This window comes from Microbacterium aoyamense, from assembly GCF_023155855.1.
GTDB lineage: Bacteria > Actinomycetota > Actinomycetes > Actinomycetales > Microbacteriaceae > Microbacterium > Microbacterium aoyamense.
In genome coordinates, this window is the sequence record NZ_JAKNUT010000001.1 from 458,386 (window position 1) to 472,911 (window position 14,526).

11 protein-coding genes are annotated in these 14,526 nt (G+C 69.6%); 3 read left to right on the forward strand and 8 right to left on the reverse strand.

Annotated elements, in window-relative coordinates:
* Positions 1-13 precede the first annotated feature (13 nt).
* The 5 genes from MA876_RS02610 to MA876_RS02630 are packed head-to-tail and all read right to left on the reverse strand — an operon-like array spanning position 14 to position 6,307.
* Entirely contained in the window at positions 14-2,839 is a 2,826-nt protein-coding gene (locus MA876_RS02610; protein ID WP_248145807.1) for an FAD-binding and (Fe-S)-binding domain-containing protein, read from the reverse strand.
* 13 nt (positions 2,840-2,852) lie between these two features.
* Positions 2,853-3,527 (reverse strand): SDR family NAD(P)-dependent oxidoreductase, encoded by a 675-nt coding sequence (locus tag MA876_RS02615; protein ID WP_248145809.1) that lies wholly within the window; start codon positions 3,525-3,527, stop codon positions 2,853-2,855.
* Between the two features lie 10 nt (positions 3,528-3,537).
* Positions 3,538-4,545, reverse strand: coding sequence for a zinc-dependent alcohol dehydrogenase (locus tag MA876_RS02620; RefSeq protein ID WP_248145811.1), 1,008 nt, complete (start codon positions 4,543-4,545; stop codon positions 3,538-3,540).
* A complete protein-coding gene (locus tag MA876_RS02625; protein ID WP_248145813.1) occupies positions 4,542-5,390 on the reverse strand; it encodes a fumarylacetoacetate hydrolase family protein in 849 nt (282 codons plus the stop codon). The genes MA876_RS02620 and MA876_RS02625 overlap by 4 nt, the downstream gene beginning before the upstream one ends.
* Entirely contained in the window at positions 5,387-6,307 is a 921-nt protein-coding gene (locus tag MA876_RS02630; protein WP_248145815.1) for an SMP-30/gluconolactonase/LRE family protein, read from the reverse strand. The genes MA876_RS02625 and MA876_RS02630 overlap by 4 nt, the downstream gene beginning before the upstream one ends.
* A gap of 102 nt (positions 6,308-6,409) precedes the next feature.
* Here MA876_RS02630 and MA876_RS02635 point away from each other — a divergent pair, with 102 nt between their 5' ends.
* The gene (locus MA876_RS02635) at positions 6,410-8,128 is read left to right on the forward strand and encodes an IlvD/Edd family dehydratase (protein ID WP_248145817.1); all 1,719 of its coding nucleotides are present in this window, start codon (positions 6,410-6,412) and stop codon (positions 8,126-8,128) included.
* 229 nt (positions 8,129-8,357) lie between these two features.
* Here MA876_RS02635 and MA876_RS02640 read toward each other — a convergent pair whose 3' ends face one another.
* A complete protein-coding gene (locus MA876_RS02640; protein ID WP_248145819.1) occupies positions 8,358-9,188 on the reverse strand; it encodes a hypothetical protein in 831 nt (276 codons plus the stop codon).
* A 232-nt stretch (positions 9,189-9,420) separates the two neighbouring features.
* Here MA876_RS02640 and MA876_RS02645 point away from each other — a divergent pair, with 232 nt between their 5' ends.
* Together MA876_RS02645 and MA876_RS02650 are read left to right on the forward strand one after the other, a co-directional pair.
* A complete protein-coding gene (locus tag MA876_RS02645; RefSeq protein ID WP_248145821.1) occupies positions 9,421-9,633 on the forward strand; it encodes a hypothetical protein in 213 nt (70 codons plus the stop codon).
* A gap of 31 nt (positions 9,634-9,664) precedes the next feature.
* Positions 9,665-10,906 carry an alpha/beta hydrolase family protein gene (locus MA876_RS02650; protein WP_248145824.1) on the forward strand — a complete coding sequence of 414 codons (1,242 nt, stop codon included), beginning with the start codon at positions 9,665-9,667 and terminating at the stop codon, positions 10,904-10,906.
* A 3-nt stretch (positions 10,907-10,909) separates the two neighbouring features.
* On the opposite strand, the gene MA876_RS19215 is transcribed toward MA876_RS02650, so the two are convergent.
* Both MA876_RS19215 and MA876_RS02660 read right to left on the reverse strand, forming a co-directional pair.
* The gene (locus MA876_RS19215) at positions 10,910-13,585 is read right to left on the reverse strand and encodes a helix-turn-helix transcriptional regulator (protein WP_248145826.1); all 2,676 of its coding nucleotides are present in this window, start codon (positions 13,583-13,585) and stop codon (positions 10,910-10,912) included.
* Positions 13,586-13,641: 56 nt separating this feature from the next.
* Entirely contained in the window at positions 13,642-14,526 is an 885-nt protein-coding gene (locus MA876_RS02660) for an aldo/keto reductase (protein ID WP_248145828.1), read from the reverse strand.

The following is a 14,526-nucleotide window of genomic DNA, read 5'->3' on the forward strand; positions in this document are numbered from 1 at the left end:
GCGTCCGAGTCACTCAGCCGCGGGTCGCCTCTTCGAGGAGCTCGAGGAGGTGGCGGTACTCTTCGCCGGTCGCGCGCGTCATGCCGATCTCGCACGTGCGGTTGCAGGACGCGTGCGCGTCCGCGCCGATCGTCTTCACCTCGGCAGCTTCGGCGGCGGTCGCCGACGCGGTGAGTTCGGGATGCAGCATCCCGCGATCGCCGGCGAAGCCGCAGCATCCCCACGCCTCCGGCACGGTCACGTGCCGTGAGACGGCTTCCCCGACAGCGAGCAGCGCCGGCCCCAGTCCCATCTGCGTCGAGGAGCAGGTCGGATGCAGCAGGAGCGAGTCGACAAGCGGTGAGAAGTCGCCCAACGCGGGGAGCACGGCGCGGGCGACGAAGGCGACCGCGTCCTCGGTCCGATACGCGAGTCCGGCGTCGTCGAAGAGGTGCGCGAAGCCTTCGGTGCAGCTCGCGCCGTCGCTCACGATGACGAGCTCACCGTCGCGGGATGCGTCGCGCACGGCCGTGATCACCCGCGCCGCCATGACCTCGCGTCCGCCGGTGTACCCCTTCGACGTCCACGGCGTCGAGCAGCAGAGGGACTCGATGCCGTCGGGCACGATCACGCTGACGCCGGCGCGTTCGACGAGGCGTCGGAACGCCTCGGTCACGCCGATCCCGCCGGCTGCGGCGCCGAACATGCTGCCCGTGCACGCGGGCAGGTAGACCGCGACGGTCTCGCCTGGGCCGATCGTGCCCGTGAGCTTGCGACGGGGTGCGCCGCCGCCGGGCAGGTCCGCGGTGTACTCCGGCACGGTGTCGGCGCCGAACACGGCGCGGCCGACCGTCGTCGCAGTCCGGACGAGCCCCGCGGGCACCGCATCGGCTGCCGTCAGCGCGAGGGATCCCGCGCGCGTCACGGGCCCCCACGCCCTGGCCGCCGCCTTCCACCCGGTCGCGAGGACAGGGTTCTGGTCTTCGCGGCGGAGGCGCTTGACGAGCGATCCGGTGTTGATGAGCACGGGGCATGCGGTGACGCACATGCCGTCGACGGCGCACGTGTCGACGCCGGCGTAGTCGTAGTCGCGTTCCAGCTCGGCGGCGAGGGCGTGGTCGCCGGATGCCTCGGCCGTGGCGATCCCGCGGCGCACGACGATCCGCTGACGCGGCGTGAGGGTGAGGTCCTTCGACGGGCAGACCGGTTCGCAGTAGCCGCACTCGACGCAGCGGTCGGCCTCGGCCTCGATGGGCTCTGCGAGCTTGATGTTGCGGATGTGGGCGTCGGGGTCATCGCCGATGATGACACCGGGATTCAGGATGCCGGCGGGGTCGCACAGCCGCTTGATCTCGCGCATGACGTCGTACAGCTCAGCGCCGTACTGGCGCTCCACGAACGGCGCCATCGCCCGGCCGGTGCCGTGCTCTGCCTTGAGGTTGCCGCCGTGGTCGAGCACGAGGGCGACCATCTCATCCGTGAAGCCGACGAGTCGTTCGAGGGCCGCGTCGCCCTCGAACCGGTCGGTGAGCATGAAGTGGATGTTGCCGTCCTTCGCATGCCCGAAGATCACACTGTCGCGATACGCGTACCGCTCGAACAGCACCTGCAGAGCCTCGCACGTCGACGCGAGAGCCGGAACCGGCACCACGATGTCCTCGAGAAGCGCCGTGGTGCCCGAGGGGCGCGCGCCGGCGACGGTCGCGTACAGGCCCTTGCGCAGCTTCCACGCGGTCGCGCGGGCCTTCGCGTCGGGCGAGAAGACGGTTGGCGCCCGGAGGGCACTGTCGCCGAGCACGACCGCGCCGCGCTCCGCGAGATCGACGAGGCGCTCGTCCTCCAACGCCTGGTACTCGACGAGCAGCGCGGCCTCGGTTGTCACGTCGAAGCCGAGGATCTGCGCGGGTGCGTCGGCGAAGGACTGACCGACACGGATGCTCGTGGCATCCATCAGCTCCAGTGTCGCGGCCTCCGTCGCCACGAGGTCCGGTAGCGCGCGCGTCGCGTCATCCAGCGTGCGGAACACCGCGAGCGCCGTCGTGACCTTCGGCTTGAGCGGCACCGTGCGATACGTCGCCTCGGCGATGAACGCGAGCGTGCCCTCGCTCCCGATGAGCAGATGCATGAGCACCTCGACAGGCGAATCGAAGTCCAGGAACGCGTTGACCCCGTAACCCATCGTGTTCTTCATCGCGAACTGCCGCTCGATCATCGCGACGGATGCCGGGTCCTCGCGCACCCGCCGCTGCAGACGCAGCAGACCCCCGACGAGCGCCGGTTCGCTCGCATGCAGTCGCGCGTCAGCATCGGGCGCCGCCGTATCGACGATCGTGCCCGACGGCAGGACGAACACCAGCGATTCGAGCGTGCGATACGTGTTCTCGGTGATGCCGCACGCCATGCCACTGGAGTTGTTCGCGACCACTCCGCCGATCGTGCACGCCGCCTCGCTCGCCGGATCGGGGCCCAGGCGATAGCCGTACCGCAGCAGCCGCAGGTTCACCTGGCGCACGGTCGCACCGGGCTGGACCCGCACTCGCGCACCGCCGTCGAGCACATCGATCCGCCGGAAACCCTTCCGCGTGTCGACGAGGAGCTCATCGGTCGACGCCTGCCCCGACAGACTCGTCCCACCCGACCGGAACGTCACGCGAGAGCCGCTCGTGGTCGCCGCCCGCAGGATCGCCGCGACCTCGGCGGCATCCTCCGCCACCAGCACCGCCTTCGGGGTGTAGAGGTAGTGCGACGCGTCGCTCGCATATGCGACACGATCGATCGCACGCGTCTTGATGCGGGACGCTTCGCCCATCGCCTCGGCGATCGCCGACGGCACCGAGCGGTCGATGGTGTCCGTCGTCATGCGCTGACCTCCGTCAGTAGGTGGCGCGTCCGCCGCTGATGTCGTAGACGGCGCCGGTCGAGAACGAGACGCGGTCCGACGCGAGCCACGAGATGAGTTCGGCGACCTCGTCGGCCGTGCCGACGCGCTTCATCGGGATGAGACTCGTGATGTGAGCGAGGACGTCGGGATGCGTGTCGTCGTTCATCGGCGTCGCGATGACGGCCGGGGCGATGGCGTTCACGAGGACGCCCGTCGTCGCCAGCTCCTTGCCTGCGGACTTGGTCAGAGCGATGACGGCCGCCTTCGACGCCGAGTAGATCGAGAGGTTCGGGTTGCCGTCCTTGCCGGCCATACTCGCGATGTTCACGACGCGGCCCCACCCCCGCTCGACCATTCCGGGCACGAACGCCCGCATCGTCGCGACCGTGCCGAGGACGTTCACGTCCAGCACGCGGCGCCACTGCGCGGCGGTGGTCGACACCAGGGGCGTGTTCGGTCCGACGATGCCGGCGGAGTTCACGAGGATGTCGATCGGCCCCACCTCGAGAGCGGCCGCGACGACGGCATCCTCGTCCGTAACATCCAGCACGACGTCGCAGTCGCCGGAGAGGTCGACACGGACGACCTCGATGCCGTCGGACGAGAGGCGGGCGGCCGTGGCGGCACCGAGGCCGCTCGCGCCGCCCGTGACGAGTGCGCGTGTCATGTGGATCTCCTCAGAGGGTGACGTGGAACTTCGGACCGGGTCCGGCGGAGGTGGGGCGCTGACCCGCGAGGATCGCGGGCAGCTCGTCGAGCGCGACGGTGGCGGCGACCAGCGGGCGCGGGTCGACCGCTCCCGCGGCATAGGCATCGATCGTGCCGGCGAGGCCGGGCGATGCACTCAGGATGCCGACCGCGGTGACATCGGCCAACGCGAGTTCTCGTGTGTCGAGCTCGCTGCGAGTGCCCGCCAGACCGACGTACACGACGCGCTTGCCCGGCTCGACGAGCCGCACGGCTCGAGAGGGCATGGCGGGTGCGTTTGACGCGTCGATGACGGCATCCCATTCGAGGGCGGGCAGCTCGGCATCCGCCCACGCGTTCTCGAATCCGATCGACCGCGCGAACGCGAGGGAGCGCTCGCTGCGCCCGAGCAGATGCACCTCGGCCCCCGCGGCCCGCGCGAACATCGCGCAGAGCAGGCCGATCGTGCCCGGTCCGGCGATGAGCACGCGGTCGCCCGGGGCGAGGTGTGCCGCCTCGACCGAGCGGAATGCGTTGCCGCCCGGCTCGACGAGGGCGCCGGCTGTGTCGTCGACGGTGTCGGGGAGCGCCAGGAGCGAGCACACCGGAACCGCGACCTGCTCGGCGAGCGCACCAGGGCGGCCGTCGCGGATTCCCAGTTCGCCGCGGAAGGCGCAGACATGCTGTCGCCCCGTCAGGCAACGGCGGCAGACACCGCAGCCCTGCATGGTGTCGCCGGTGACCCGACGGCCGACCCACGAGGCATCCACTCCCTCGCCCACCGCCGAGACGGTGCCCATCCACTCGTGCCCGATCCGCACCGGAAAGGTGGTGACCCCATCGTGGAGGTACTGCATCTCGCCCGTGAATAGCTCGATGTCCGTGCCGCAGATGCCCGCCCGCTGCACGTCGACGACGACGTCGCCGGGTGCCGCGATCGGCGGATCGACGTCCTGCACCTCCGCGCGATGCGGCGCCGTGATGACGAGAGCTCTCATCGCGGTGGGACCACGGTCTGCCGCTGGACACCGAGGCCCGTGATGCCGAGCTCCATGACGTCGCCCGCCTGCAGCCAGATCTGCGGTGAGAACCCGAGGCCCACGCCTGGTGGCGTACCCGTGTTGATGAGGTCTCCCGGCTCGAGCACCATGAATTGGCTGATGTAGTGCACGATGACATACGGGTCGAAGATCATCGTCGACGTCGACCCGGTCTGACGGCGGACGCCATCGACGTCCAGCCACATGTCGAGGTCGAGCACATCCGGGATCTCGTCCGGCGTCGCGAGCCACGGTCCCGCCGGGTTGAAGGTCTCGGCCGACTTTCCCTTGAGCCACTGCCCGCCGCGCTCCATCTGGAACGCGCGCTCGCTCACGTCGTTGACGAGGACGTACCCCGCGATGCGATCCCGCGCCTCGTCGACGGAGTCGAGGTAGCTCGTGCGCGCCCCCATGACGATCCCGAGCTCGACCTCCCAGTCGGGCTTGGTCGAACCGCGCGGGATGCGCACGTCGTCGTTCGGGCCGACGAGGGTGTTGGGCGACTTGGTGAATAGGATGGGCTCGTCGGGCACTGCCTGGCCGCTTTCGGCCGCGTGATCGGCGTAGTTGAGACCGACGCAGATGATCTGATGAGGTCGCGCTATCGGCGCGCCGATCCGCTCCTCGCCGATCGGCTGCGCTTCGCGACCCTCGGCGAGCGCGGAGAGCCGCGCGAGTCCGCCGCCGCCGAAGAAGGCCTCGTCGAAGTCGGCGACGGCATCCGACACGTCGATCCACTGGTCGTCCCCGACGAGCACGCCGGGCTTCTCTGCTCCCGAGGGTCCGATGCGTACGAGTCTCATGATCGTCCTTCCGATTCTTCGGCGATGGATGCTCCGCCCCAGGGCGTCGCGGGCAGACCGCGCACTCCGGGTTCGAAGGTGAACAGGCGTCCCGAGTCTGGCCAATCGGCGATCTGCTGCTCGCTCAGCTCGGAGCGCGCGGTCGTGATGACCAGTGTGGCGAGGTCAGGTCCGGCGAAGGCAACGCTCGAGGTGTGCGGCGCGGGGACGGAGACGACCCCCACGAGCGCACCGCCCGGATCGAACCTGCGCACCTCGCCGGCGCCCCAGACCGCCACCCACAGGTGGTCGTCGGCGTCGAGGCAGATGCCGTCGGGATATCCGTCATTCAGCTCGATGTGGACCTCGCGCGGTCCGAGCTCGGGATAGCTCCTGCGATAGACCACCCGGCGCGTGGTGTCGACGGAGTACATGACGGAGCCGTCCGCCGTCCAGGCGAGGCCGTTCGAGAGGCCGAGGTCGTCGTCGATCGTCGTCAAGGTTCCGTCCGGCTCGAGTCTCACGAGCACCTCCGGAGTGTCCGATTCCCCCTTGTGCAGAGTGCCCACGACGAACCGGCCAGCGGGGTCCGGCATCCCGTCATTGAGCCTTCGCTGCGCTGCACCGACGACCTCGTCCATGGGCGCGACGACCGCGAGCGTAGTCAGCGCGCCGTCCGCAGCGCGTCGCACGATCGCGCCGCCGAGCGCGAGCGCGACATCGCCGCGGGTGCCGGGCGATGCCGCACCGACCTGGGCATCGAAAGCGAGGCGTTCGTCGATGCGGATCGTGCCCCCGGCACCGAGTCGACCACGGTAGACATGACCCTGAGTGATGTCGACCCAGGACAGTGCTCCGTCGCGGACGTCCCAGAACGGGCCTTCGGCGAGATCGAAGGATTCGGATGTCGCGGCTCGCGCCGTGCCGAGATCCCTCACTCGCGGTCCCTTCGTCGGTCATCCGCACGGGAAACCCGCGTGCTCGACCTATGTTAGTCATATTCCATCTAATAGTTGCATATTCCGAAAGTTGGTAAAGCGATGGTGCCGAACCTCCGCAGTGATGAGTGGTATGCGGGCGATGATCGCAACTCGTACATCCATCGCGCATGGATGCGGCGAGGTCTTCCGCCTTCGGCGTTCGATGGCCGACCGCAGATCGCGATCGCCAATACGGCCTCCGATCTCTCGCCCTGCAACGCGCATCTTCACGAGGTCGCGCAATCAGTCAAGAACGGCATCTACGAGGCAGGCGGCATCCCGCTCATCCTCCCCGTGGTCTCGATCGGCGAGAACCAGGTGCGACCGACCGCGATGCTCATGCGTAACCTCGCCGCGATGGCGACGGAGGAGATGCTCCGCGCCAACCCGATCGACGGGGTCGTGCTGCTCGGCGGCTGCGACAAGACGATTCCAGCGCTGCTCATGGCCGCGGCATCCGTCGACCTTCCCGCCGTCGTCGTCCCCGGCGGACCGATGCTCACGGGCCACTTCCGGGGCGAGCCCCTCGGCTGCGGCACCGACGTGTGGCGACTGAGCGAAGAAGTCCGAGCGGGCACGCTCTCCGAAGAGCAGTTCCTGCGGTCGGAGTCGTCGATGATCCGGTCGAAGGGTCACTGCAACACGATGGGCACCGCATCGACCATGGCGCTCGTCACCGAGGCGCTCGGCACGATCCTGCCTGGACTCGCCGGCACACCGGCACCCGACGCGCGCCTGCTCGAGGCCGCGCATGAGACGGGCCGGTTAGCTGTTGAGCTGGTCGCCGCCGATCGGCGTCCGTCCACCTTCCTCACGAAGGCCAACTTCCACAACGCGATCGTCGCGCTCGCCGCGATCGGGGGCTCGACGAACGCCGTCGTGCACCTGCTGGCGATCGCCGGCCGCCTCGGGATCGACCTCACGATCGACGACTTCGACCGCATCGGCGCGGAGGTTCCGCTGCTCGTCAATCTGCAGCCGGCCGGGCGCTACCTGATGGACGACCTGTTCAGGGCGGGCGGATTCCTCGCCGTCATGCGCGAAGTCCGCGATCTGCTGGATCCCTCGGCACTCACGATCACGGGGCAGCCGTTCGTCGACTACCTCGACGATGCGCAGATCTGGGACGCCGACGTCATCACGCCCCGCGCCGACCCGCTTCTCCCGGCCGCGGGCATCACGGTGCTTCGCGGCTCGCTCGCACCGGGCGGGGCGATCATCAAGCCCGCCGCGGCATCCGCGCACCTTTTGAAGCATCGCGGTCGCGCCGTCGTCTTCGATTCGATCGAGGACTTCCACGCGAGGATCGACGACCCCGACCTCGACATAGACGCGGACTCGGTCATGGTGCTCCGCGGCTGCGGACCGAAGGGCTATCCCGGCATGCCCGAGGTTTCGAACATGCCCCTGCCGCAGAAGCTCCTCGCGCAGGGCGTTCGCGACATGGTGCGCATCTGCGACGGGCGCATGTCGGGAACGGCATACGGCACGGTCGTGCTGCACGTGACGCCCGAGTCAGCCGCCGGAGGACCACTCGCGATCGTGCAGACGGGAGACTGGATCTCACTCGATGTGCGCGCGGGCCGGCTGGATCTCGACGTGGCCGCCGATGAGATCGCGGCACGCACACCGAACTCCGCGACGGTGGATGCCTATGCCGCACCGAGACGCGGGTGGGAGCGCCTCTACGTCGACCATGTACTGCAGGCCGACCGCGGCGCCGATCTCGATTTCCTCGTCGGAAGCTCGGGCTCCACCGTCACCCGCGAGTCGCACTGAGGAGACGGTTCCCTCGGCTGCGCAATTGGGGGGCACGCAATGCCGAGGGAACCTCGCCCGCGCGCGTGGCAGCGACCAAGATCGGTCCGACGCCCCAGCAGTCGGGTTACCTCGATCGTAGAGGTATGAGGGGGCCCGAGGGAACGTCCCGCCGGACCTGTCACCGGGCGGACACACGCGGACGCCGGCACCGCGATCATGTGCGGTGCCGGCGTCCGACTGGGTGGACTCAGGCGGGCTTGTCGCCCGACTTCCTGCGAGCGAGCAACACGATCGTCGTGACGACAGCTGCGAGGACGACGACCCCGATGATGATCCAGAACAGGACCCACGGGAAAGCGTCGGCCGGAGCGGGCGCGGGAGTCGGCGTCGGGGTCGGGGTGGATGCCGCCTCGACGGTGATCGTCGTCTCGCCGAGCGAGGTCTCGCCGTCGCCGGCGGCGATCGTGTAGGTCCCGGCTTCCTCCGCCTTGAACTCCGCAGTGGCCGTGCCGTCGGTCACCGACGCCTGCACCGAGGCCGACCACGAGGCACCGTCGGTCGACAGCGAACCGCCGGCGGGGCCGTTCAGGCCCAGCGAGACTTCGGGGAGTCCCTCGATGCCAGAGACCTCGACCTTCGCGGTGTCGCCGACCTTGATCGTCGCGGGGCTGACGGCCACGGTGACCTGGCCGGAGGGCTGAGTCGCGGTGACGGTCACCGTCGTGGTGCCCATGACGTTCTCTCCGTCGCCGACGGTCACCGTGAAGGTACCCGCGGCCGAGGCCGAGAAGTCGACCGTCGCGCCGCCGTCGGTGACCGCTGCCTGCACCGTGGACGAACCTGCGCCGGAGCCGGTCGAGAGCGAGCCACCCGGTGTCCCGTCCAGACCGAACGTCGCCTCCTCGAGGCCGCCGAGGCCCGTGGCCGTGATCGTGGACGATTCGCCGACCGCGACCTGGTCGGGGCTGGCGGACAGTTCGGTCGTGCCGGCGGCGGCCGCGGCGAGCGGAGCCGCGATCGTGAGGGCGGTGGTGATCGCGGCGAGCGCGACCCCGGTGAAGAAGGTCTTCTTGAGCATGCGAGTGCCTCCAGAGGCGTGGGGTGGTGGTGTGAGAACGATCCGGCAGGTGCCGTGAGCTCAGTGTGGCGACGTCCGCGACCAGGTCGCCTGTGCACAGTGACCAGTACCGGGTTCGCTCCCCCGAGGTCGCAACCTGTGCATTGCGCACAGTCGTGGTCTCCGCGCGAGGGCCGAATCTGGATTCACTGACCCGACCAACCAGGTCGCGGCATCCCGAAAGGAGCCCGTCATGTCCGACGAATACGCAAACCCGCTCACCCGCAAGACGCCGCTCGGCGGACGTACGGGGGTCGTCATCGCCTCCATCGTCCCGCTCGTCGCCCTGGCCCTGTTCCTCGTGTTCGGGCTCGCCGGGGGCTGGGCGTGGAGCTGGATGTTCTTCCTGCTGATCCCCCTCTGCGGGATCGTCGTCTACGGCCTGCGCAGCCCGTCGCGGAACTGATCCACCCACTGAGACACGAACGGAGCACACCATGCCCGGAACCCTCATCCACCACGAGACACACGGTCGCACCGCGATCACGCCGTTCTCCCACGACCCGGACTTCGACTTCGAGATCCGCAGCGCGATCGGTCACAGCACCGAGGGTGCTGCAGAGATCGGCGAAGTGCTCGCGGCCACGAGCGGCATCCGCAAGGGCGATCACGACGCCTGGTTCACGGCATGGCACGACCTCGCACTGCGTACACTCGCGATCGCCGACGACGCCGCTGCCCACGATCATGTCGTGAGTGCGTCGGAGGCGTACCTGCGGGCGTCGGCGTACTTCGGCGTCGCGGTGAACGCCGCGAGCGGCGGTGAGGACGACGCGCTCGTCGCGTCCACCTTCGCGCAGCAGCAGGCGGCGTGGGATGCCTTCGTCGATCACGCTCCCGTCGCGGTGGACCGCGTCGAGATCCCCTACGAGGGCCGGACGCTTCCGGGATGGCTGTTCCTGTCATCCACCCCCGCTCCGCATCGGGCGACGATCGTCGCCGTCAACGGCAGCGATGGATCGCTCGCAGCGATGTGGGCCTCGTGCGTCGCTCCGGCTCTGCGTCGCGGATACAACGTGCTCGTGTTCGACGGTCCGGGCCAGCAGTCGCAGCTCTTCGACAAGGGCACGACCTTCCGTCCGGACTGGGAGAACGTCCTCACGCCCGTCTTCGATGCGGTGAGCAGGATGCCGGGGGTCGACCCCGACCGCATCGCGGTGTACGGCATCAGTCAGGGCGGCTACTGGGTGGCCCGTGCGATCGCCTTCGAGCACCGCTTCGTCGCCGCTATCACCGACCCCGGCATCGTGGACGTATCGACCTCGTGGACGAGCCAGGTGCCCAAGAGTCTCCTGCGGGCACTGGATGCCGGCGATACGGCCAAGTTCGATCAGGAGATGGCCTTCGGCATGCGGTTCTCGCCCGAGACCGCTCGGCGGTGGCGGTTCCGCGCGCGCCCGTACGGGACGAAGGGCTTCGCCGAGACCGTCGAAGCGGTCCGCGCCTACACCGTCGCCGACGTCGCGCATGAGATCGCGACGCCGCTGCTCATCCTCTCGCCCGAGGGCGAGCAGTTCTGGCCGGGACAATCCGCCCGCCTGGCATCCTTGACCCCGGATTTCTCGACGGTCATCGACTTCACCACGACCGAAGGCGCAGACGGCCACTGCGAACCCCTCGCGCGCACGCGCACCGCCCAGCGGATGCTCGACTGGCTCGACGACCGCCTGTCGTCCTGACGGTCAGACGGGGAGACGGGGGGACATCCCCGCCTCCCGGGCGAGGTCCGCGAGTTCGTGCCGTGTGTGCGTGCCGGTCTTCGCATAGCAGTTGGACAAGTGGAACCCCACGGTGCTGCGCGTGATGTACAACTCCTTCGCGATCTGCGCGTAGCTCATCCCACCCGCGACGAGAGCGACGACGGCACGCTCCCGATCCGACAGCGCGGCGAGCACGCCGATGTCGCTCTCCGTCGCGACGGCGGTCTCGGGCTCCCCCGCCGTCGCGTCCTCCGCCACGGCAACGGCGACGACCAGGGCGTCGGCCTCGAGCCGCAGCTGGGCCGCATCGGGGCGACCATGACGACGCGCGGATGCCGCGGCCTCCCGCGCGACGAGCCCTCGCAGGACGGGGATCGACGTGAACTCCTCGCGGGCGAACGCCGCGAGAGCGTCGGTCGCGTCGGTTCCGCCGAGTTCGCTGACGCGCGCAGCGATCCAGGCGACCATCGCATCCCGCCACTCGGTGCCGAACGCCACGGCCTGAAGACGCGCCGACCATTCCTTCGCCGCGACCGCGTCATCGACCCACGTCGCGGCGAGCCCGTGGAGTCCCAGCCACAGGGTCGGAACGAGATTGAGATCCTCGACCAGCGGGTCGCCGAGCTCGATGCGGCGGCGGCGCACCCACTCCCGCCGTTCGGCATCCGAGCCCACGGCCGCGAGCACCAACAGGTCGACGGTGTCGGCGGTGAGCATCGCGCCCTTGTAGCGGTTGCGCAGCAGGCCGGCCCGCACCTCGGCCATGATGGCGCGCGAGGTGCGCGCATCGCCGCCCAGCAGCTCTCGCAGACCCGAGATCGCGAGGCTCACGGGGTGGGTGTACGCGAGACCCGTCGACAGCGAGACCTCGATGCTCGCCCCCGCGCGCGCGACGTCGCCCGCGAGATAGTGCGCGAGCCCGAGCATCGAATGGTAGGTGCCCTCGGTGAAGTCGAGGCCGCCCGTGCCGATCAGCGCCGTCGCGGTCGAGAGGTCGGCGATCGCCTCTTCGGGGGTGCCGTCGAGGGCGTGATTGATGCCGCGCCACGCGAGGAGCGCCGTCCCCTGGCGGGTGGATGCCAGTACCGAGCGCTCCTCTCCGAAGCCGCTCATCTCCCAGAACTCCGCCTCGCCCGCGAACGTCCAGGCCGAGACCTGCAGTTTCGTGAAGAGCAGATGCCGCTGCAGCGCGGGATCTGCGTCGCGCAGTCGCTCGGCGGCATCGAGATCGGCGAAGATCTCGGGCGCCGGGCGCCCGGCGCCCATCGCGTCGAACGCGCGCAGCACCCGTACGCGGAAGGCGATGCGATCCGGCAGGGCGGCGATCGTGTCATCGTCGAGGTCGACGAGGACCGCCCAGCCCCGCTGCCATTCCGCGCGGTCGGTGAACGACAGGGCGACGACGAGACGGTCGCGGGCATCACCCGTGCCGACCTGCTCGCGGTACGCCTCGGGGTCCGCCCCGAGGACGCTCTCGAACTGCGCGTCCTGCAGAAGGGCGTCCGCTGCGTCGCGCTGCGCTGTGACGGTCGCCGCCATGCGCAGGAAGCGCGCGGCCTCGCGGTACTGGGCCGCGGTGTGCTGCGCGTCCGCGTACGCGACGAGTTCGGCGGCCAGCTCGGGATCGGCCGCAGCATCCATCGACGCCAGCCGATGCCTCAGACGCGCGCTGGGATCCATCACCCGCTCGGCGGCCGCACGGTGCAGCCGTCGGGCGCGGGCATCCGGAATCACTTCGTACACGGCGGCACGGATGACGGAGTGGAAGATGCGGATGTCGGTGAGCGTCGCACCGCGTGTGCGCACGAGCCGCTCCTCGGTGAGCACACGCGCGGCGGCACGCGCGTCATCCACTCCCGCGACGGCAGCGGCGGTGTCGAGCGACACCCATCCGTCACCGAGGACCGCCAGCGCGCTCAGGAGCTCACCCGCGTCGGGCGAGAACGACTGGATGCGGGACTCCACGTGCTGGGCGAGCTCGAGGGGAGCCGGCAGCTCGTCTGCGTCCGCCATCTCGGTGAGGCTCGCGACCGTGTGCTCACCGAGCAGCGAGATGACGTGCAGGGGATTGCCCGCGGTGTGCTCGTGCAGTGCCGCGACGAACTCGTCCGTCGCCGACGGGTCTGCCTCGCGCGCGATCTCGCCGACCTCGTCGACGGTCAGACCGCCGAGCTGGATGACGACGGAGTTCGCGTCGCGCAGCATCCGCTGCCATTCGGAGTGGGCGCGGCCGAGAGGGCGTGTGGCGACGGCGACGAGCAGGCGGTCGCCTTCGACGCGCCGCAGGAGTCCGGCGAGCGCGCGGATGGACTCGGCATCGGTCCACTGCAGGTCGTCGATGAGGAATGCGAGCGGCTGCACGCGCTGCCGCTCGTCGACGAGCGCGAGCAGCTCGCTCACGGCTTGGAACGCGTTCACCGGCTCGGCGATGCCGGTGGATGCCGTGAGCTCGCGCAGCGTGCTGAATGCGACATCCGGGGCATCCGGTTCACCGAAGGCGCGGTGCACCTCGAAGCCGTCGAGACCGCGGGACAGACGCTTCATCAGGCGGGACTTGCCGAGTCCTGCTTCGCCCTCGATCACGAGCACCGTCGGACGCCCGCGCGTGACCGACTCGATCGCTTGCTGCACGACCGTCCAGGCACCGGCGTTGTCCACGTGCGTCCCTCCCGCCCGTTACACCGTAGCGCCGGGGGTGCGACGTGGTCTGCAGATCAGGCTTCGTCGATCACGCGGTCGAAGAACTCGTCGCGCGGCGCATCGGGGTCGGGCCCGCTGCGCACGCCGGTGTCGAGGGCGTCGATGCTCGCGATCTCCTCGGCGGTCAGCGTGAAGTCGAAGACGTCGAAGTTCTCGGCGATCCGCGACGGCGTGACCGACTTCGGGATCGCCGAGCGGCCCTCCTGCAGATGCCACCGGAGCATGATCTGCGCAGGCGACTTTCCGTGCGTCTCGGCGATCGCGGCGATCGTCGGGTCGTCCATCACGCTGCGGCGCTGCTCGCCCCACCCCGGGTAGAACGTGATGCCGCCGATCGGCGACCACGCCTGCGTGAGGATGCCGTTCGCCGCGTCCGCTCGCTGCACGGCGGGCTGCGCGAAGTACGGGTGCAGCTCGATCTGGTTCACGGCCGGCACGACATCGGTTTCGGACAGGAGGCGCTCGAGATGCGGCGGCATGAAGTTGCTCACACCGATCGCGCGCACCTTGCCGTCCGCGAGGAGCACCTCGAGCGCCTTGTACGCGGCAATGACCCGGTCGAAGCGGCTCGGTGCCGGTTGATGGAGGATCAGGAGGTCGAGCGTCTCGACGCCGAGCTTGCCGGTCGCCTTCTCGAACGCGTGCAGCGTCTCGTCGTAGCCGTAGTCCGAGACCCACACCTTCGTCTCGATGAAGATCTCGTCGCGGGGGATGCCGGATCGACGGATGCCTTCGCCCACCTCCCGCTCGTTGCGGTACGCCGCCGCGGTGTCGATGTGGCGATATCCGGTCCGCAGCGCCGTGTCGACGGCGGCGGCGGTCTCTTCGGGGGCGCTCTGGAAGACGCCCAGCCCGAGGGCGGGCATCGTGACGCCGTTGTTGAGGGTGAGATCGATCAT